The 19,595-nt window shown below is 67.1% G+C and carries 17 protein-coding genes; 9 read left to right on the forward strand and 8 right to left on the reverse strand.

All coding sequences use genetic code 11. From position 1 onward, the window contains the following. Positions 1-312 precede the first annotated feature (312 nt). A complete protein-coding gene (gene fabV, locus H4O10_RS20335; protein WP_012479931.1) occupies positions 313-1,572 on the forward strand; it encodes an enoyl-ACP reductase FabV in 1,260 nt (419 codons plus the stop codon). A 106-nt stretch (positions 1,573-1,678) separates the two neighbouring features. Here fabV and H4O10_RS20340 read toward each other — a convergent pair whose 3' ends face one another. The 3 genes from H4O10_RS20340 to H4O10_RS20350 all read right to left on the reverse strand — a co-directional run bounded on the left by H4O10_RS20340 (position 1,679) and on the right by H4O10_RS20350 (position 5,569). Then, positions 1,679-3,748, reverse strand: coding sequence for an EAL domain-containing protein (locus H4O10_RS20340; RefSeq protein ID WP_005413024.1), 2,070 nt, complete (start codon positions 3,746-3,748; stop codon positions 1,679-1,681). Positions 3,749-3,839: 91 nt separating this feature from the next. Then, entirely contained in the window at positions 3,840-5,024 is a 1,185-nt protein-coding gene (locus tag H4O10_RS20345) for an NAD(P)/FAD-dependent oxidoreductase (protein ID WP_005409262.1), read from the reverse strand. Then, a complete protein-coding gene (locus H4O10_RS20350; protein WP_005409263.1) occupies positions 5,021-5,569 on the reverse strand; it encodes a YaeQ family protein in 549 nt (182 codons plus the stop codon). Before H4O10_RS20350 ends, H4O10_RS20345 begins: the two co-directional genes overlap by 4 nt. Before the next feature lie 125 nt (positions 5,570-5,694). Between H4O10_RS20350 and H4O10_RS20355 the strand changes: the two genes are divergently transcribed. Beyond that, the gene (locus H4O10_RS20355) at positions 5,695-6,573 is read left to right on the forward strand and encodes a pseudouridine synthase (protein WP_049395146.1); all 879 of its coding nucleotides are present in this window, start codon (positions 5,695-5,697) and stop codon (positions 6,571-6,573) included. Between the two features lie 6 nt (positions 6,574-6,579). Here H4O10_RS20355 and H4O10_RS20360 read toward each other — a convergent pair whose 3' ends face one another. Then, on the reverse strand, positions 6,580-7,068 hold the full coding sequence (locus H4O10_RS20360) for a YaiI/YqxD family protein (protein ID WP_049395145.1): 489 nt from the start codon (positions 7,066-7,068) through the stop codon (positions 6,580-6,582). Between the two features lie 301 nt (positions 7,069-7,369). Here H4O10_RS20360 and H4O10_RS20365 point away from each other — a divergent pair, with 301 nt between their 5' ends. The 4 genes from H4O10_RS20365 (at position 7,370) to H4O10_RS20380 (ending at position 11,259) form a co-directional block, all read left to right on the forward strand. Next, positions 7,370-7,579 (forward strand): cold-shock protein, encoded by a 210-nt coding sequence (locus H4O10_RS20365; protein ID WP_004153307.1) that lies wholly within the window; start codon positions 7,370-7,372, stop codon positions 7,577-7,579. Positions 7,580-7,762: 183 nt separating this feature from the next. Then, the gene (locus tag H4O10_RS20370) at positions 7,763-8,452 is read left to right on the forward strand and encodes a glutathione S-transferase (protein ID WP_033834915.1); all 690 of its coding nucleotides are present in this window, start codon (positions 7,763-7,765) and stop codon (positions 8,450-8,452) included. 32 nt (positions 8,453-8,484) lie between these two features. Next, on the forward strand, positions 8,485-10,050 hold the full coding sequence (locus tag H4O10_RS20375; protein ID WP_182681063.1) for a YdiU family protein: 1,566 nt from the start codon (positions 8,485-8,487) through the stop codon (positions 10,048-10,050). Positions 10,051-10,722: 672 nt separating this feature from the next. Further along, positions 10,723-11,259 (forward strand): adenine phosphoribosyltransferase, encoded by a 537-nt coding sequence (locus H4O10_RS20380; protein WP_032964924.1) that lies wholly within the window; start codon positions 10,723-10,725, stop codon positions 11,257-11,259. Positions 11,260-11,434: 175 nt separating this feature from the next. Here the strand turns inward: H4O10_RS20380 and dbpA are convergent, their stop codons facing one another. Further along, complete coding sequence (gene dbpA / locus H4O10_RS20385) at positions 11,435-12,811, reverse strand: ATP-dependent RNA helicase DbpA (RefSeq protein WP_049397767.1); 1,377 nt, start codon at positions 12,809-12,811, stop codon at positions 11,435-11,437. Between the two features lie 152 nt (positions 12,812-12,963). Then, complete coding sequence (locus tag H4O10_RS20390) at positions 12,964-14,043, reverse strand: YeiH family protein (protein ID WP_049397766.1); 1,080 nt, start codon at positions 14,041-14,043, stop codon at positions 12,964-12,966. Between the two features lie 102 nt (positions 14,044-14,145). Between H4O10_RS20390 and H4O10_RS20395 the strand changes: the two genes are divergently transcribed. Beyond that, positions 14,146-15,021: a LysR family transcriptional regulator gene (locus H4O10_RS20395; protein ID WP_049397765.1), complete on the forward strand. Its 876-nt coding sequence runs from the start codon at positions 14,146-14,148 to the stop codon at positions 15,019-15,021. 284 nt (positions 15,022-15,305) lie between these two features. Further along, positions 15,306-17,183 carry an ATP-binding cassette domain-containing protein gene (locus tag H4O10_RS20400; RefSeq protein ID WP_049397764.1) on the forward strand — a complete coding sequence of 626 codons (1,878 nt, stop codon included), beginning with the start codon at positions 15,306-15,308 and terminating at the stop codon, positions 17,181-17,183. Positions 17,184-17,364: 181 nt separating this feature from the next. Here H4O10_RS20400 and H4O10_RS20405 read toward each other — a convergent pair whose 3' ends face one another. Together H4O10_RS20405 and H4O10_RS20410 are read right to left on the reverse strand one after the other, a co-directional pair. Further along, positions 17,365-17,826, reverse strand: a complete 462-nt coding sequence (locus tag H4O10_RS20405; RefSeq protein ID WP_012479939.1) for a cytochrome c — start codon at positions 17,824-17,826, stop codon at positions 17,365-17,367. Between the two features lie 9 nt (positions 17,827-17,835). Further along, positions 17,836-18,225, reverse strand: coding sequence for a c-type cytochrome (locus H4O10_RS20410; protein WP_005413034.1), 390 nt, complete (start codon positions 18,223-18,225; stop codon positions 17,836-17,838). Positions 18,226-18,430: 205 nt separating this feature from the next. On the opposite strand from H4O10_RS20410, the gene H4O10_RS20415 reads away from it, so the two are divergent. Beyond that, a complete protein-coding gene (locus tag H4O10_RS20415; RefSeq protein WP_005413036.1) occupies positions 18,431-19,582 on the forward strand; it encodes a MexH family multidrug efflux RND transporter periplasmic adaptor subunit in 1,152 nt (383 codons plus the stop codon). The last annotated feature ends 13 nt before the right edge of the window (positions 19,583-19,595 follow it).

Consider the following 19,595-nt stretch of genomic DNA (forward strand, 5'->3'; position numbering starts at 1 on the left):
ATCTGGTTGAGGGGGCGTGAGCCGCATGGATGCGGCGACCGAGCTTACATGGACGTACTTGCAGCGTCCCCCTCAACCGGACCCACCCCGCCCACCCCCAGGAACCCAGCTTTTGACGTTGCTCTGGCTCTGGCCGTTGCTCAGGCCTCTGCGGGTGCAGGGTGCAACCCTGCAAAAGAAACACCACCCTACGCCAGCGTCGGTTGTGCATTCGGCCCCCGCGCACTACGATCCTGCGGTTCGCGCGCGCAGGCGCGCACCCGTATTCCTGCTGAGCGCCCCGTGCGCCGCATCTGCCAACCCGAGGTATCCATGGTCATCAAACCGCGCGTCCGCGGCTTCATCTGCGTCACCACCCACCCGACCGGCTGCGAGGCCGCGGTCAAGCAGCAGATCGACTACATCCGCGCGCGTCCGCCGATCCAGAACGGCCCCAAGCGCGTGCTGGTGATCGGCGCCTCCACCGGCTACGGCCTGGCTGCGCGCATCACCGCTGCCTTCGGCAGCGGCGCCGCGACCCTGGGCATCTTCTTCGAGCGCCCGGGTACCGAATCCAAGCCGGGCACCGCGGGCTGGTACAACTCGGCTGCGTTCCACAAGTACGCCGACGAAGCCGGCCTGTACGCCAAGAGCATCAACGGCGATGCCTTCTCCGATGAAGTGAAGGCGAAGACCATCGAAATGATCAAGGCCGATCTCGGCCAGGTCGATCAGGTCGTCTACAGCCTGGCGGCGCCGCGTCGCAAGCACCCCAAGACCGGTGAAGTCATCAGCTCCACGCTGAAGCCGATCGGCGAGCCGATCACCCTGCGCGGCCTGGATACCGACAAGGAAGTAATCACGGAAACCACCCTGCAGCCGGCTACCCCGGAAGAGATCGCTGGCACCGTCGCGGTGATGGGTGGCGAAGACTGGCAGATGTGGATCGACGCGCTGGCCGACGCCGGCGTGCTGGCCAACGGCTGCACCACCACGGCCTTCACCTACGTGGGCGAAGAGATCACCCAGGCGATTTACTGGAACGGCTCGATCGGCGCCGCCAAGAAGGACCTGGACACCAAGGTGCTGGGCCTGCGCGAGAAGCTGGCGAAAATCGGCGGCGACGCTCGCGTGTCGGTGCTGAAGGCCGTGGTCACCCAGGCCAGCTCGGCCATTCCGACCATGCCGCTCTACCTGTCGCTGCTGTTCAAGGTGATGAAGGAAAAGGGCACCCACGAAGGCTGCATCGAGCAGCTGGACGTGCTGTACGACATCCTCTACGGCGGCAAGGCCGACGGCGTGGCGATCGATCGCCTGCGCCACGATCTGGTCGATGGCGATGGCCATACCGTCGCGCTGGTCGACGAGGAAGGCCGCCTGCGTGCCGACTACAAGGAAATGGCGGCAGACGTGCAGGGCAAGGTGGTCGCGCTGTGGCCGCAGGTCACCAATGAGAACCTGTACGAGATCAGCGACCTGGCCGGCTACAAGGCCGACTTCCTGCGCCTGTTCGGTTTTGGCGTGGAGGGTGTCGACTACGAGGCCGACGTCAATCCGGACGTGAAGATCGATAATCTGGTCGACATGACCTGACCAATGAAAAGGCCGGCGAAAGCCGGCCTTCTCTTTTGGTGGGGCCGGCCGCTGGCCGGCAACCCTGGGGACCAAGGACGCCGGCCAGCGGCCGGCACTACCGCGGTCACCCGAACTCGAACCCCATCTCCGGCAGCGCCGGGCCGACGAAGTCGCCCTGCACGTAATCCACGCCGGCACTGAACAGCAGGGTCATCGAATTGGCGTCGCTGACGAACTCGGCGATGGTGCGGATGCCGGCCTCCTGCGCGCGTGCGGTGATCTGGCTGATGCGGTCGATGTTCTCGCGGGTGGCCGCCAGATCGCTGGTGAAACCGCGGTCCAGCTTGAGGAACTGCGGCTGGAAGTGGGCGAGCAGCTGGAACGAGTCCAATCCCGAACCGAACTGCTCCAGCCCGATGCGGCAGCCCAGTGGCGCCACTTCGGCAAGGAACTGCTGCGCACTGCGCAGGTGGGTGAACACCTTCGCTTCCGGCGCATGCAGCCACAGCCGTTCGCCGGGCACGCCCTGCGCCTGCAGCTCGCGCCGCAGGGTGGCGATCATCTCTGGGTCGTCGAACGATTCCGGCGTCACCTTCACCAGTACCTGGGTGGCGTGGCCCTGGCGTGCGCGCTGACCCAGTACGGCGATGGCCTGCGAAACCACCCAGCGGTTGATCTCCGCCAGCAGGCCGTACTCCTCGGCGATGCCCAGGAACGCGGTCGGACTCAGCAGTTCGCCGTTGTGCTCCAGGCGCAGGTAGGCCTCGTACAGCTCCAGCGGCTCGCCCTGCAGGTTCAGCACCGGCTGGTAGTGCAGCTGGAAGCCGTCGCCGGCCAGTGCTTCACGGATACGGGTGACCCAGCGCAGCACGCGTTCTTCCTCGACGCGGTCGGCCGCAGCCGGGTCGAAGATGCGGCAGGTATTGCCCAGTTCGGCGGCGGCATGCGTGCACTCGCTGGCGCGTGCGAGCACCTGGCCGATGCTGGCGATCTTCTCGCCCACCTGCACGCCACCGATGCTGACCGTCACCGTAGCCGAGCGCGCGCCGATGCTGAACACATGCGCTGCATACGCTTCGCGGATGCGCTCGGCCAGTGCCACGGTCTGCGCGTAGGGCCCGGCCTGCAGCACGGCGAAATTGTGTTCGCCGAAGCGGGCCAGCTGCGCGTCCTCGCCAACGACCTCGGCCAGCAGGCCGGCAAGGGCGCCGATCAGCGCGTCGGCCGAGGCCAGGCCGATGTCCGGCAGCAGGCGCGCGTAGTGGTCCGGCTCGATCAGCAGCAGGCCGAACTGGCCTTCGCTGCGCCCGGCCTGTGCCACTGCGCTTTCCAGCTGCAGCATGAAGGTCGGGCGGTTGAGCAGGCCCGTGACCTGATCGCGCTGGCGCAGGTCCTCGACCTCGCGGGCCAGCTCCGGATCGAACTCCATGCGGCGGCGAAGCACCACCTGCAGGCAGGATTCGCCTTCGTAGGTGGCGGCGGTGAATTCCATGGTTGCCGCGAACGTACTGCCATCCTCGTGGCGGGCATCGAGCTGGTACTGCGGCGGCGGCGCCTCGCCACGGCTCAGGCCCTTCAGCAGCTGCTTGAAGCCTTCCACATGCTGCGCGGCGACCATGTCCAGCAGCGAGATGCCTTCGATGTCGTCGAACTGCTCGTAGCCGAACATTTCCAGGTAGGCATCGTTGGCACGGATGTGCATCCCTTCGTGCACGTAGGCGATGGGATCGCGCGAAGAGGCGATCAGCGCATCGCAGCGGCGCTCGGTCTCGCGCATCTGCGCTTCGATGCGGCGCAGGCCGCGACGGGCCTGCAGGTCCACCCATTGGTCGCGGACCACGGCCAACAGATGCTCGGAGCGCTGGCGCAGGGCGAGGGCACGGATGCCGTGGCTGCTGGCCTGCACCAGCTCGTCCTCGTCGATGCGATCGGCCAGCAGCACCAGCGGAATGTCCTTGCCGCTGGCGGCGATGTGCTGGGCCACCAACGGCAGCGGGATGCCCTGCGAGGGGGACGCCAGCACCAGGTCGATGGCCTGGCTGGACAGCACCTGGGACAGCTCGGCCGCATCCTGTGGACGCCAAGGGCGCACCGCGATGCCGCTGTTGCGCAGCGTGCTGACAATGGCTTCGGCATTCTCGCCGCTGTCATCGACGATCAGCAGGCGGATGGTGATGTCGTTCGCGTTCTGCATGCACTGCTCCCCAATCTGCGAATCTAGATACACGATGCGCGGCGAACCGTCCATGCGCGCGCCCCTTGCACGCATCGAACGGCGATCTGGTTCACACCACGCCACCGGCCGCGTGGCCGCTGGCCCAAGCCCACTGGAAGTTGTAGCCGCCCAGCCAGCCGGTCACATCCAGCACCTCGCCGACGAAATGCAGGCCGGGTACGCGCTTGGATTCCATCGTCGAGGACGACACCTCAGCTGTATCCACGCCGCCCAGGGTGACTTCGGCGGTGCGATAGCCCTCGGTGCCGCTGGCCACCAGCGGGAACGCGCCCAGCAGCTGCGCGGCCTGGCGCAGCACCGGCTCGTCCAGCTGGCGCACGGGCCGGTCGGGCAGCCAGTGCTCGCACAGGCGCTGCGCCAGCCGCTTCGGCAGTACCTCGGCCAGCACCGTGCGCAGCTCGGCGGCCGGGCGCTCGCGCTTCATCTGGCGCAGCCACTCGCCGGCATCCTGGCCGGGCAGCAGGTCCAGCTCCAGCGCATCGCCGGGTTGCCAGAACGAGGAGATCTGCAGGATCGCCGGGCCGCTCACGCCGCGATGGGTCAGCAGCATGAAGTTCTGGAAGCTCTTGCCGTTGCAGCGCGCCTCGATCGGCAGGGCGACACCACTCAGGTCGGCCAGCCGTTCCTGGTGCTTGCCGCTGAGTGTCAGCGGCACCAGCCCGGCGCGGGTCGGCAGCACCTGATGGCCGAACTGGCGGGCAATCTCGTAGCCAAAGCCGGTGGCGCCCATGCTCGGAATCGACAGGCCGCCGGTGGCAACCACCAGCGAGGCGCAGTGGAAGAGGCCCTGCGTGGTGTGCACGCGGAACCCGTCGCTGCCGTGCTCGATGCGCTGCACGCTGCATTCGGTGCGGATCTGGGCACCGGCCGCCTGGCATTCGTCCACCAGCATCTTCACGATCTGCTTGGACGAGATGTCGCAGAACAGCTGGCCCAGCTCCTTTTCGTGATAGGCGATGCCGTGCTTGCTGACCAGCTCGATGAAGTGCCAGGGCGTGTAGCGCGCCAGCGCCGATTTGCAGAAGTGCGGGTTGGCCGACAGGAAGTTGGCCGGGGTGGTGCCGGTGTTGGTGAAGTTGCAGCGGCCACCGCCGGACATCAGGATCTTCTTGCCGACCTTGTTGGCATGGTCGATCACCTGCACCTGGCGGCCGCGCTGGCCAGCCGTGATCGCGGTCATCAGCCCGGCCGCGCCGGCGCCGATGACCACCACGTCGCAACGGATCGTGCTCATGCCTTGGCGCGCTTGCGCCAGTTCGGGACCACGTCGAGCTGCATCTGATCGTTGAGCAGCTGCACTTCACCGTCCTGGATCAGCACGCTCCAGCGCATCGCGCGCTGGATCTGCTGGCCCCACAGTTCGACGAAGGCACCATCGAGGTCAACCACCGACAGGTTGTCGAAGCGCGCCAGGCCCTTGCCCTGCTTGCCCCACCAGATCTCCGAGGCGTTGCCGCCGTAATTCACCACCTGCACCTGCCGGCTGCGGTTGCTGGCCTTGCGGATGCGGGATTCGTCGGGATGGCCCAGGTCGATCCATTGCAGGATGTCGCCGGTGTAGTCGTGTTCCCACAGGTCCGGCTCATCGTCGGTACTCAGGCCGCGGCCGAATTCCAGGCGGTCGCCGGCGTTCAGCGCGAAGGCGAGCAGGCGCACCATCAATCGTTCGTCGGTCTCGGACGGGTGCTGGGCCAGGGTCAGGTTGTGGGTCGCGTAGTAGCCGCGATCCATGTCGCTGATCTGCAGTTCGGCCTTGCGGATGGTGGCGGTAAGAGCCATGGGGGATCCGTGGACTAAAGACGTCAATGATAGAGGTTTGCTCCAAGGGTGTCCGTTGCCGGGCTGTCTGCGCAGTGTCAACGGTGGCACTCTTGGCGCTCTTTCCCGTGGCCGGAATGGACGCCATGACCCTGCCCAGCCACCTGCAGCTGCCACCCGGCCACTGGCCCAGCCTGCTCGATGGCCTGTGCGCGCGTTTCCCGCGCATCGGTCGCGCGCAATGGCAGGACCGCTTCGCCCGAGGCCGTGTGCAGGATGCGCAGGGCAGGGCACTGGCGCCGGACATGCCCTGGCAGGTGGGGCTGGAAATCCAGTACTTCCGCGAGGTTGCCGACGAGCCGGAGATTCCCTTCGCCGAGACCATCCTGCATCTGGATGCGCACCTGCTGGTGGCCGACAAGCCGCACTTCCTGCCGGTAACGCCGGCCGGTGGGTATGTGCGCGAAACCCTGCTGTCGCGCCTGGTCGCACGCACCGGCAACACCGAACTGGCGCCGTTGCACCGCCTGGACCGGCTGACCGCCGGCCTGGTGCTGTTCTCGACCCAGGCAGCCACGCGCGATGCCTATCAGCGGCTGTTCCGCGAGCGGCGCATCGAGAAGACCTATGAGGCGTTGGCACCGGCGCTGCCCGGGCTGGCGTTTCCGTTGCTGCGGGACAGTCGTCTGGTGCCGGGGGAGCCGTTCTTCCGCATGGCCGAAGTGCCGGGCGAGCCCAATGCGCGCAGCCTGATCGAGCCGATCGAGGCCGAAGGGCCGGTCTGGCGCTACCGGCTGAAGCCGGAAACCGGTCGCAAGCATCAGCTGCGCGTGCATATGGCGATGTTGGGCGCCCCCATCGAGGGCGATGACCTGTATCCGCAGCTGAGGCCGCGCCGGGATGACACGTTCGAGTCGCCCCTGCAGCTGCTGGCGCAGGGGCTGGCCTTCGATGACCCATTGAGCGGGGAGCCACGGCGGTTCAGCAGCCAGCGCCGCCTGTGCCGAATGGAGCAGGGCGGCTAGCGCGGGTCAGCGGGCCGGGCGCCGCGCCAGCCAGCGGTCCAGCTCGGCGGCGAACAGCTGCCGGTCGCGCTGGCCCAGCGGCGGCGGGCCGCCGGTCTGGACCCCGGCGCCGCGCAGTTCTTCCATGAAATTGCGCATCGACAGCCGCTCGGACATGTTGTTCGGCGTGTACAGCTGGCCGCGCGGGTTCAGCGCCACGGCCTTCTTCTCCAGCACCAGCGCGGCCAGCGGGATGTCCTGGGTGACGACCAGGTCTCCGGCAGCGACCCGTTCGACGATGGCGCTGTCGGCCACGTCCAGGCCCTGGGGCACCTGGATCGAACGCAGCCAGCGTGAGGGCGGGGTGCGGATCCACTGGTTGGCAACCAGGGTCAGTTCGATGCCAACGCGTTCAGCGGCACGGAACAGGATGTCGCGAATGACGGTGGGGCAGGCGTCCGCGTCCACCCAGATGCGGGGGAGGGCGGGTTCAGCTTGGGTTTCAGCTTCAGTCATTTACCCAGTGTAGGGTAGGAAAATCCTGAATGGGGACTCGGGGTTAGCCTCGATCGGCTGCCAGCCCTTGTCACGTCTAGCGGGCGGGGCCAGCCGATGAACGTCCGGGCTATCGCTTTTTGCAGAAAACACGCGTATCGTTCGTCCCACTGTGTTTGCTAGGGTCACCGTGAATCGTGGCCTGGTGCAGTTGATCTCACGATCCGCTCATCGATCCGCTTTACCAACGCCTGCAACTCAGTCTCGGCCCCGATACCCGGTGGCTGCGATTTTTTCAACATGTGTTTCAGGAGTTAGTCAAATGTCTGATCGTCAGACCGGCACCGTCAAGTGGTTCAACGACGCCAAGGGCTTCGGCTTCATCACCCCGGAAAGCGGCCCGGACCTGTTTGTGCACTTCCGTGCCATCCAGGGCACCGGCTTCAAGACCCTGCAGGAAGGCCAGAAGGTTACCTTCATCGCCGTCCAGGGCCAGAAGGGTATGCAGGCTGACCAGGTGCAGGCGGTCTAATCCGTCTGCTACCGTTTGGTAGCCAGAACGCCGGAAGCGAGAGCTTCCGGCGTTTTTTATTGCCTGCTGCTTTGTAGAGTCGAGATTGCTCGACTGTCTCTGGAAAGCAGTCGAGCACGCTCGACTCTACAAGGGGCATGCAGCTGGCGCGGTACGATGCAGGCCTCCCCAAGGATCATCCCCATGCGCATCGTCCACCACCTGGAAAACTCCCGTTCCCTGCGTGTGCTGTGGATGCTGGAGGAGCTGGGGCTGGACTACGAACTGCGCCGTTATCCCCGCGATCCGAAGACGCTGCTGGCACCGCCCGAACTGCGTAACGTGCATCCGCTGGGCAAGTCGCCGGTGCTGCAGGATGGCGAGCTGGTACTGGCCGAGTCCGGCGCGATCCTCGACTACCTCGCAGACCGCTACGACACCCAACGCCAGCTGTCGCCGTCACCTATGCCGGCCGATGGCGCCGAGCGCATCGCCTACCGCTACTGGCTGCACTACGCCGAAGGTTCGGCGATGCCGCCGCTGCTGCTGACCCTGGTGATGGGCCGCATCCGCAACGCGCCGATGCCGTTCTTTGCCCGCCCGATCGCGCGCAGCATCGCCGACAAGGCCGAGCGTGGCTTCATCGGCCCGCAGCGACGACTGCACCTGGACTGGATGGAGCGCCGCCTGTCCGAAAGCCCGTGGTTCGCGGGTGAGCGGTTCAGCGCAGCCGACATCCAGATGAGCTTCCCGATCCAGGCTGCGGCCGCACGGGGTGGTGGCCTCGACGACAAGCCGGCGCTGCGTGGCTTTCTCAAGCGTATCAGCGAGCGGCCGGCCTATCAGCGCGCCGAAGCCCACGGCGGTCATCTGCAGGCGCTCAGCGGCAATTGAGGCGGGCGGCGGTCGCCCCCATCTCCAATCCCATGGATACCGACAGCCCCCGTTTCGACAACCGACTGCTGCATGCCCTGCCGGGCGACCCCGAATCCGGCCCGCGCCGCCGCGAAGTGCTGGGCGCGGCCTGGTCGCCGGTGATGCCGACTCCAGTGGCGGCGCCCACGCTGCTGGCCTGGGCGCCGGACGTCGCCGCGATGCTTGGCTTCGATACCGCTGAAGTCGAAAGCGAAGGCTTCGCGCAGGTGTTCGGCGGCAATGCGCTGTACGCCGGCATGCAGCCGTGGGCGGCCAATTACGGTGGCCATCAGTTCGGCCACTGGGCGGGCCAGCTCGGCGACGGCCGCGCGATCTCGCTGGGCGAACTGGTCGCACCGGATGGCCGTCATTGGGAACTGCAGCTGAAGGGTGCCGGTCCCACGCCGTATTCGCGGGGTGCTGATGGCCGCGCAGTGCTGCGCTCATCCATCCGTGAATTCCTGTGCAGCGAAGCGATGCATCACCTGAGCGTACCGACCACGCGCGCGCTGTCGCTGGTCGGCACCGGCGAAGACGTGGTACGCGACATGTTCTACGACGGCCACCCGCGTGCCGAGCCCGGCGCCATCGTGTGCCGGGTATCGCCCTCGTTCCTGCGCTTTGGTTCATTCGAACTGCCAGCGTCACGCGGCGAAACTGCCTTGTTGCGGCAGCTGGTCGACGCGTGCATCGCCCGCGACTTTCCGGAGCTCGAAGGGCAGGGTGAGGCGCTGTACGGCGACTGGTTCGCGCAGATCGCGGTGCGCACTGCCGAGATGATCGCGCACTGGATGCGCGTCGGTTTCGTGCATGGCGTGATGAACACCGACAACCTGTCCGTGCTCGGCCTCACGCTCGACTACGGTCCTTATGGCTGGGTCGAGGACTTCGACCCGGACTGGACACCGAACACCACCGATGCCCAGGGGCGTCGCTACCGCTTCGGTACACAGCCGCAGGTGGCGTACTGGAACCTGAGCCGATTGGCACAGGCGTTGTCACCGTTGTTCGCCGATGTCGAACCGTCGCAGGCAGGATTGGCCGCGTACCAGTCCACCTTCGTCGCCTGCACCCGTCGCGATGCCGCAGCGAAACTCGGCCTGGCTGCGGCGGATGATGAAGACCTGCAGTTCTACCTGCGCTGGCAGCAGTTGATGCAGGACGGCGCAATGGACATGACCCTGGCCTGGCGCGCGCTGATGCGCGTTGATCCAGCGTCGCCCGATGTGGGTGTGCTGGACGCGGTGTACTACGACGAGGCACGCCAGCAGTCGGTGCAGGCACCGTTGCAGCAGTGGCTGCAGGATTACGCGGCGCGGCTGCGCGTGGATCCGCTGTCGGCCAGCGAGCGCACGGCGAAGATGGCCGCGGCCAATCCGCTGTACGTGCTGCGCAACTGGCTGGCGCAGGAGGCCATCGATCGCGCCGAACAGGGCGACCTCGGCGGTGTTCATGCGTTACAGGATGTGCTGCGCGATCCGTATACCGAGCGCGCCGGCCTGGAGCACTATGCCGGCAAGCGGCCGGCGTGGGCCGACAACCGCGCCGGCTGCTCGATGTTGTCCTGCAGTTCCTGAGGGTGGGTTTCGGCAGGGCTGCGCCCTGCACCCGCAGAGGCCAGGTCAACAGCCAGAGCAAAAGCTGGATTCCGTGGTTTGGCGGGGCGGTGTCGGAGTGCGGGGACGCCGCAAGTACGTCCGTGTAGGCTTGGCAGCCGCTTGCTCGTGTGCGCTTTCCTGCGCACACGGCAAGACCGGGGTTGGGCGTCCTGCCCAACCCGCCCGAGGCATGCCTCGGGCCCATGCGGCTGACACCCCGCACTCCGACACCGCCCCGCCTCCGACAGATTCCCGTTGCTGTGGGTAGGTGTCGACCTTGGTCGACACGGTCGATCCACGCCATGCGTGGATGCTTTTTGTTCAATTCTCGAAATATTCGATTTCGATGAAGATTCATCCACGCATGGCGTGGATCTACGACAGGTCGCAGGAAACTGTCGAAGGCGGGGTGGGTCCGGTTGCGGGGGCGTGAGCCGCATGGATGCGGCGACCGAGCTTACATGGACGTACTTGCAGCGGCCCCCGCCACCGGACCCACCCCGCCATCCCACAGGAAACCCGCTTCTGCCGTTGCCGTTGCCGTTGCTTGAAGCCTCTGCAGGTGCCGGGCGCAGCCCGGCCGAACACCCCCAACAGGCAGCCGGCGCCCGGAACAGGTACCCTATGCCGCCATCAGATAGCCAATGTGACATGACCGACGCCCTCGTCGCTCCGCAGTGGGCCTCCCGACTGCGCGACATCGCCGACTTCCCCAAGCCCGGCATCCTCTTCAAGGACATCATGCCGCTGCTCGCCCATAGCGAGGACTTCCGCGGTGCCATCACCGCGATGGCCGACCGTTGGCGCGACCAGAAGCTGGACGCGGTGATCGGTATCGAATCGCGTGGCTTCATCCTCGGCGCCGCGATGGCGCTGGAACTGGGCGTGGGCTTCGTGCCGGTGCGCAAGCCGGGCAAGCTGCCGGGCCAGGTGCTGCGCGAGGAATACACGCTGGAATACCGCAGTGACTGCATCGAAGTGCACGCCGATGCGCTGCCGGCCGGGGCCCGCGTGGCGATCATCGACGACGTGCTGGCCACCGGCGGCACGCTGGTCGCTGCGCTGTCGCTGGTGCGCCGCCTGGGCGTGAACGTGGTCGGTGCCGGTGTACTGGTCGAACTGGACGGCCTGGGTGGTCGCGCCCGCTGGGAATCGGATCTGCCGCTGCACACCGAACTGGTGTTCTGATCGAAGGGCAGGTGCCAACCAAGGTTGGCATCTACCAGAGCGAATGGCCGGGAACCGGTAGTTGCCAACCGTGGTTGGCAGCGCCTTTCGCGACTGACGCCGCGGAATGGGCCAACCAAGGTTGGCCACTACCAGGTCAGATCGTTGCCAACCGTGGTTGGCAACGCTGCTTCAATCACATCATCCGCACGCGGAAACGACGGCCCTTGATCTTGCCGGCTTCCAGCTTGGCCACGGCCTTGGTGGCCTGCTCACGCGCGATCGCCACGTAGGAGCGGGTCGGGAAGATCGCGATCTTGCCGATGAACTTGCTCGACAGGCCGGCATCACCGGTCAGTGCACCGAGAATGTCGCCTGGGCGCAGCTTGTCGGTCTTGCCACCGTCGATCCGCAGCGTGCGCATCGCGGCCTGCGGCAGTTCGGCCGGGCGCGAGGTTGCCAGCGGCGTCTTCTGCCAGTCCAGCGGCTGCCCCATCTGCGCTTCGATGGCTTCGGCACGGGTCTTCTCGCGACCGGCCACCAGGCTGATCGCCAGGCCGCTGGCACCGGCACGGCCGGTGCGGCCCACGCGGTGCTGGTAGCTCTCCACGTCGGTCGGCAGCTCGTAGTTGATCACCGCCGCCAGCTCTTCCACGTCCAGGCCGCGTGCGGCCACGTCGCTGGCCACCAGCACGTTGCAGCTGCGGTTGGCCAGCAGCAACAACACTTCCTCGCGGTCGCGCTGTTCCATGTCGCCATGCAGAGCCAGTGCGGAGAAGCCGAACTGCTGCAGCGAGTTGGCAACTTCGTCCACGTCCTTGCGGGTGTTGCAGAACACCACCGCCGATTCCGGGGTGTACTTCAGCAGCAGGCCGGCCAGCGCCTTCTGGCGGTGCGCCGGTTCCACCTCGCAGAACAGGTGGCGGATCGCCGGTGCCTGGTCGGCGCCTTCCACCGTTACTTCCACCGCGTCGCGCAGCAGGTCACGCGCCATGGCGCGGATGCTGTCGGGGAAGGTGGCCGAGAACAGCAGGCTCTGGCGGTCCTTGTGGGTGCGGCCGGCGATCTCGCGGATCGGCTCCTCGAAGCCCATGTCGAGCATGCGGTCGGCCTCGTCCAGCACCAGCGTGCGCACCGCGCCAAGATTCAGCGCGCGCTTGCGTGCCAGCTCCTGCACGCGGCCGGGCGTGCCGACCACCACGTGCGGGTCATGGCCTTCCAGCGAGGCCAGCTGCGGGCCCAGCGGCACGCCGCCGACCAGCAGCAACAGCTTCAGGTTCGGGATGCCGGTGGCCAGCTTGCGGATCTGCTTGCCGACCTGGTCGGCCAGTTCGCGGGTCGGGCACAGCACCAGCGCCTGCACGCGGATCAGGCTGGGGTCGATGGACTGCAGCAGGCCCAGGCCGAAGGCGGCGGTCTTGCCGCTGCCGGTGGGTGCCTGTGCGATTACATCGCGGCCATCCAGGATGGCCGGCAGGCTCTGCGCCTGCACGGGGGTGAGGGTGGTATAGCCGAGGGCATCCAGGCCGGGCTGCAGGGCCGGGCTCAGCGGCAGGGTCGAGAAGTCAGTCATGGCGCATTGTACCTGCCTGCACGGCCGGTCCCGCCTAATGGGGTGGGGACGGATCCCTTTCCGCAGGAAAGGGCTCTGACCCCGTCGGAGTCGTCATCCACGCACGGCGTGAATCTACTGGCAGGTGCCGACCCTGGTCGGCACGCTCCTGATCAGCCCAGCACCGCCAGCGCACCCTGGTGGATTGCCAGGCCGCCGAACAGCAGCCAGGCGAACAGGATCAGCGCCAGCAGCAGCGGCTTCAGGCCTGCCTGGCGCAGCGCCGAGACGTGGGTGGTCAGGCCCAGCGCCGCCATCGCCATCGCCAACAGCACCGTGTCCAGCTGCACCAGCCCGGCCTGCAGGCCGGCCGGCAGCAGATGCAGCGAGTTGAAACCGGCCACGGCCACGAAACCGAACGCGAACCACGGCACCACGATGCGCGCCTTGCTGCCATCGGCGCTGGCCTTGCCGCCACGGGCCAGCCACAGTGACAGCGCGATCAGGAACGGCGCCAGCAGCATCACTCGCACCATCTTGGTGATCACCGCCGTGTCAGCTGCCGCTTCGTTGACCGCACGGCCGGCCGCCACCACCTGTGCCACTTCGTGCACCGTCGCACCGGTGAACAGGCCGTACTGCCGCGCGTCCATTGCCAGCCAGCCGTGCGACTGCACCAGTGCATATAGCGCCGGGTACAGGAACATCGCCAGCGTGCCGAACACCACCACCGTCGAGACCGCGACGGTGACATGCGCAGCGCGGCCACGCACCACCGGCTCGGCGGCCATCACCGCTGCCGCACCGCAGATCGCACTGCCAGCGCCGATCAGCATGGCTGCCTCGCGCTCCATCTTGAACACGCGCACGCCCAGCCAGCAGGCCAGGCCGAAGGTGCTGGCAACCACCAGCACGTCCATCAGCACGCCAGTGACGCCGACATGGCCGATGTCCTGGAAGGTCAGGCGCAACCCGTACAGCACGATGCCGGCGCGCAGCAGCCAGTGCTTGGAAAAGCCGACACCGGCCGCGCTGCCCGGTGCCAGCCGCGGGTAGAAGGTGTTGCCGACCACGATGCCGGCGACGATCGCCACGGTCAGCGCGCTCAAGCCATGTGCCTGCAGCCACGGAAGCTCGGCCAGATACAGCGACGCCGCCGCGATCAGGCCCACCAGCAGCAGGCCGGGCAGTCGCGGCTGCCAGCGCTGGCGCAGGGCGGGCAGAGACCAGGGGGAGAGAGCGGGGGCATTCATGGCAGGGGCAGGGCTGGAGTGATGGGGCAAGCGTGCGCGTCTGTCGCTGACCTGTAAAACGAATAATATGGGTGAAACCTACCCATCAAGAAGGTAAGTGCCATGCGCCTGACCTTGCGCCAGCTGCAGGTTTTCGTCGCCATCGCCGACCATGGCAGCACCACCGCTGCCGGCCAGGCCATTGCGCTCTCGCAGTCGGCCAGCAGCGCCGCGCTGCAGGAGCTGGAGGCGCACTTCGGCACCCCGCTGTTCGACCGCATCGGCCGCCGCCTGGCGCTGAACGGGCATGGCCGCGCACTGCTGGAGCCGGCGCGCACCTTGCTGGTCAACGCCGCCGACCTGGAGCGTCAGCTGGCCGCCGGCGGCGACCCATCGCAGGGGGCACCGCTGCGGCTGGTGCTGGCCGCCAGTACCACCATCGGCAATTACCTGCTGCCGCCACGCATCGCCGAACTGCTGCGGCAGGCGCCGCAGGCCGAGGTCGACCTGCGCATCGACAACAGTGCCGGCGTGGTCGCTGCCGTGCAGCGCCTGGACGTGGACGCCGGTTTGATCGAAGGCCCGTGCCACGAACGCGGCCTGCAGGTGACTGCCTGGCAGCAGGACCCGCTGGTGATCGTGGCTGCCGCCGATGCCCCCGCCCGCTGGACGCTGGATGAACTTCGCGGCGCACGCTGGCTGCTGCGCGAGCCCGGCTCCGGCACCCGCGAAGCTGTCGAACAGGCGCTGCTGCCGCACCTGCGTGGCTTCGCCCAGACCCTGCAGCTGGGCAATACCGAAGCAATCAAGCAGGCCGCCATCGCCGGCCTCGGCCTGGCCTGTCTTTCGCGTCACGCGCTGGAAGAGCCATTGGCCCTGGGCCGCCTGCGCGTGCTCGAGACGCCGCTGCCTCCGTTGCGGCGCACCCTGTGGCTGGTACGGCATCCCGGCAAGCAGTGGCTGCCGGGGTTGCAGGCGTTGCTGGGGGACGTGGAGTAGCAGGGATCGGTCTTGCACTGCGCGAATTCCACGAAGGGGTCAGAGCCCGTTGCGCAGCAACGGGATCCGACCCCGACAGATCGACAGGCCTTGCAGCGCTCATCCACGCGTGGCCTGGATCTGCCGTGTCGACCAAGGTCGACACCCAACAGAGCAGAATGCCGCCCCGGCATCCCTCAGGAAACCGGCTTTTGACGTTGCCGTTGAAGTTGCCGGCCAGCGGCCGGCACTACCGCGGGTGCCGGGTGCAACCCGGCCGACGCCCCAACCCGTACAATATCCGGATGCCTCTGATTACTCTGCAGAACGTCGACTTCAGCGTCGGCGGCCCGTTGTTGCTGGAAAAGGCCGAACTGTCGATCGAGCCGGGCGAACGCATCGCCCTGATCGGCCGCAACGGCGCCGGCAAATCCACCCTGCTCAAGCTGCTGTCCGGCGACCACAAGCCCGATGACGGCGAAGTCCGCGTGCAGCAGGGCGTGCGCGTCACCCGCCTGGAGCAGGAAGTGCCGCACGGCGCGGCCGGCTCGGTGTTCGACGTCGTCGCCGACGGCCTTGGCGAGCTGGGCCAGTGGCTGGCCGAATTCCACCACCTCAGCCATGCCGAAGTCTTCGATGGCGAAGCCCTCGGCAACGTGCAGGCCAAGATCGATGCCGCCAACGGCTGGGGCCTGGACCAGCGCGTCAGCGAAACCCTGACCAAGCTCGACCTGGATGGCGAGGCCGAGTTCGGCCGCCTGTCCGGCGGCATGAAGCGCCGCGTGCTGCTCGCCCGCGCGCTGGTGTCCAGCCCGGACGTGCTGCTGCTGGACGAACCGACCAACCACCTGGACATCGAAGCCATCGACTGGCTCGAAGCGTTCCTGAAGGGCTGGAGCGGCAGCGTGGTGTTCGTCACCCATGACCGTCGCTTCCTGCGTGCCCTGGCCACCCGCATCGTCGAGATCGACCGCGGCCAGGTCACCAGCTGGCCAGGCGACTGGGCCAACTACGAGCGCCGCCGCGAGGAACGCCTCAATGCGCAGGCGCAGGAAAACGCCCGCTTCGACAAGCTGCTGGCGCAGGAAGAAGTCTGGATCCGGCAGGGCATCAAGGCCCGTCGCACCCGCGACGAAGGCCGCGTGCGCCGCCTGAAGGCGATGCGCGTGGAGCGTTCGCAGCGTCGCGACCTCAGCGGCAACGTCAAGATGGAAGCCGCACAGGGCGTCAGTTCCGGCAAGAAGGTCATCGATGTCAAGGACATTTCGTTCGCCTTCGGCGAGCGCACCATGGTCCGCGATTTCACCACCACCATCATGCGCGGCGACCGCATCGGTCTGATCGGTCCCAACGGCAGCGGCAAGACCACGCTGCTCAAGCTGCTGCTGGGCGAACTGCAGCCGGCCAAGGGCGAAGTCAACGCCGGCACCAACCTGCAGATCGCGTATTTCGACCAGTACCGCGCGGTGCTGCGCGAAGACTGGAGCGCGATCGAGAACGTCGCCGAAGGCCGCGATTTCCTCGAGTTCAACGGCAAGCGCAAGCATGTGCATGCCTATCTGCAGGACTTCATGTTCACCCCGGAACGCGCGCGTGCGCCGATTACCCGCCTGTCCGGTGGCGAGCGCAACCGCCTGCTGCTGGCCAAGCTGTTCGCGCAGCCGTCCAACCTGCTGGTGATGGACGAACCGACCAACGACCTGGACGTGGAAACCCTGGAGCTGCTGGAAGAGCTGCTGGGCGAATACACCGGCACCCTGCTGCTGGTCAGCCACGACCGTGACTTCATCGACAACGTGGTCACCTCCACGCTGGTGATGGAAGGCGATGGCGTGATCGGTGAGTACGTCGGCGGCTACAGCGACTGGCAGCGCTATGCGGCCAGCGTGGCGACGCCTGCCGCGGCTCCGGCAGCCAAACCGGCCGCCGCCGCACCGGCTGCAGCTGCGGCACCTGCCGCACCCAAGCGCAAGCTGGCCTACAAGGAAGCGCGCGAACTGGAGCAGCTGCCGAAGACCATCGAGAAGCTGGAAGGCGATGTCGAAGGCCTGACCTCGGCGATGAACGACCCGTCGTTCTACACCCGCAGCAGCGCCGAAGTGACCGCGCACACCCAGCAGCTGGCCAAGGTGCAGGCCGAGCTGGATGCCGCTTACGCGCGCTGGGAAGAGCTGGAAGGCTGAGTATCGGTCGGCGCCAGCAGTGCGCCGGTTGATCGAGTCGAGAATCAGTAGATCCACGCCATGCGTGGATGGTGGCATCAGTGCGGACCAAGGTCCGCACCCACCGAAGCCGGTTACACCTCCGTACGGACCAACGGTCCGCACCCACCAATCAACGATCCGCACCCACCGGGGCCTGCGGTCATTTGACCCCGTGCAGATCCCGCAGCTGGCTCGGCCGGCTGCCGAAATACGCCGCCAGATCGGCGATGTCCTGATCACTCAGGTCCTTCGCCTGTGGCGTCATCAACATGTGCTGGCGGTCACCGGCGCGGTAGGCCTGCAGCGCATGCGCCAGGTAGTCACCGTACTGCCCACCCAGCTTCGGATAGGTCGGATCGATCGGCGCATTGCCATCGGCCCCGTGGCAGTCGATGCAGCTCTGGTTGGTGGCCTTGCCCTTCACCTTGGCGCGGGCTTCACCGGCGGCCTCGCGACCTGCAGGCAGGCCAGCCGAAGAAGAAGAGCCGTGTTCGCCACTGGCATGGCCCGGGTCGGCGGCGGATGTCTCGCTGTTTTCCACCTGCGACTGTGAACAGGCCGCCAGCAGCAGGGCAACGGACAGGGCGATGGCGTGACGCAGCGGATGCGCGGCTTTCGACATGGGCGGGCCTTACTTGACGGTGGACAGGTAAACAGAGAGATCGGCGATCTCCTGTTCGCTGAAACTCATCGACTGCGCCTGCATCGTCGGATGCCGGCGCTTGCCCTGGCGGTACTCGGTCAGGGCCTGGGCCAGGTACTGCTGGGTCTGGCCGCCGATCTTCGGCACCCGGTAGCTGGGGTAGGCGTTCTTGTAGCCGGTGATGCCGTGGCACCCCTGGCAGGTGTAGGCCAGCACGCGGCCATTGTCGAAGTTGCCGGTGGGCGCGGCAGGCGCCGGCGCGGCGGCAGGAGCCGGGGCCGGAGCGGGTGTGGCAGGAGCAGGAGCGGGCTGTGCGGCGGCCCCAAGGGGCAGGAGGACGGCCAGAGCGAGACAAGCGGCGAGCGGCTGCGGGCGCATGGTGTCGTTTCCGGGGATTCGGGTCTGGTCGTTCCGGCGTGGGGTACGGAACGCCCCGAGTATAGCCTCAGGTTTCATCTAGCTGAAATGGGGTCGGGCCGACCAGCGGCGTGAAGACACCATGACCTTTGGGATATGGTGTTGCCGTGAAGTGGTGCATTACTTTGCTACCACACCTGTCCACGCATCCTCCAGGGACCTGACGATGTCGCACCCAACCTTCCCGTCCGGCCGTCGCAGCGGAATCTGCGCTGCCGCACTGCTGATCTCCACCTCCCTGTTGCTGGGCGGTTGCGCCGCAGGGCCCAATTCCGAAGCCAAGGCCGCCGAGACCAAGGAGGAGAAGAAGGTCGATGCGGTCCCGGTCGAAGTGGCCGTGGCCAGCCATCGCGCGGTCGCGGCCAGTTACACAGGCACCGCCGCGCTGGAACCACGCGCCGAGTCGCAGGTGGTGGCCAAGACCTCCGGTGTGGCGCTGGCGGTGCTGGTCGAGGAAGGCCAGCGGGTCACCGCCGGCCAGCCGCTGGTGCGCCTGGACCCGGACCGCGCACGCTTGGCCGTAGCCCAGAGCGAAGCGCAGATGCGCAAGCTGGAAAACAACTACCAGCGTGCACAGAAACTGGTTGGCCAGCAGATGGTCAGTGCTGCCGATGTCGACCAGCTGCGCTTTGATCTGGAAAACGTCCGTGCGCAGTACCGTCTGGCGACGCTGGAGCTGTCCTACACCACCGTCGTGGCGCCGATTTCCGGCGTGATCGCATCGCGCTCGATCAAGACCGGCAACTTCGTGCAGATCAACACGCCGATCTTCCGCATCGTCGACAACTCGCGCCTGGAAGCCACCCTCAACGTGCCCGAACGCGAGCTGGCCACGCTGCGTGCCGGCCAGCCGGTGACGTTGGCCGCCGATGCGCTGCCGGGCCAGAGCTTCACCGGCACCGTCGATCGCATCGCGCCGGTGGTGGATTCGGGCAGTGGCACGTTTCGCGTGGTCAGCGCCTTCGATGGCGCCGCGCACGCGCTGCAGCCCGGCATGTTCGGGCGCATCCGCATCGATTACGACCAGCGTGCCGATGCGCTCGTGGTGCCGCGCCTGGCGCTGCTCGACGACGGTGAGCCGGCGGTGTTCCGGGTGCGCGAAGGCAAGGTCGCACGCGTTCCGGTCAAGCTGGGTTACGCCGAGGGCCCGTGGGTGGAGATCCGTGATGGCCTGGCGGCCGGTGATCAGGTGGTCACCGCCGGCAAGGTCGCGCTGCGCGACGGTACCGCGGTGCAGGTGATCGCCGATCCGAAGGCAAAGGCGAAGACGGTCGCAGCGGCCGCCAAGCCGGCAGACAAGGCCGGGAGCAAGCAATGACCGCCCCGGGCCA

This window comes from Stenotrophomonas sp. I18B00994 (assembly GCF_014145825.1).
GTDB lineage: Bacteria > Pseudomonadota > Gammaproteobacteria > Xanthomonadales > Xanthomonadaceae > Stenotrophomonas > Stenotrophomonas maltophilia.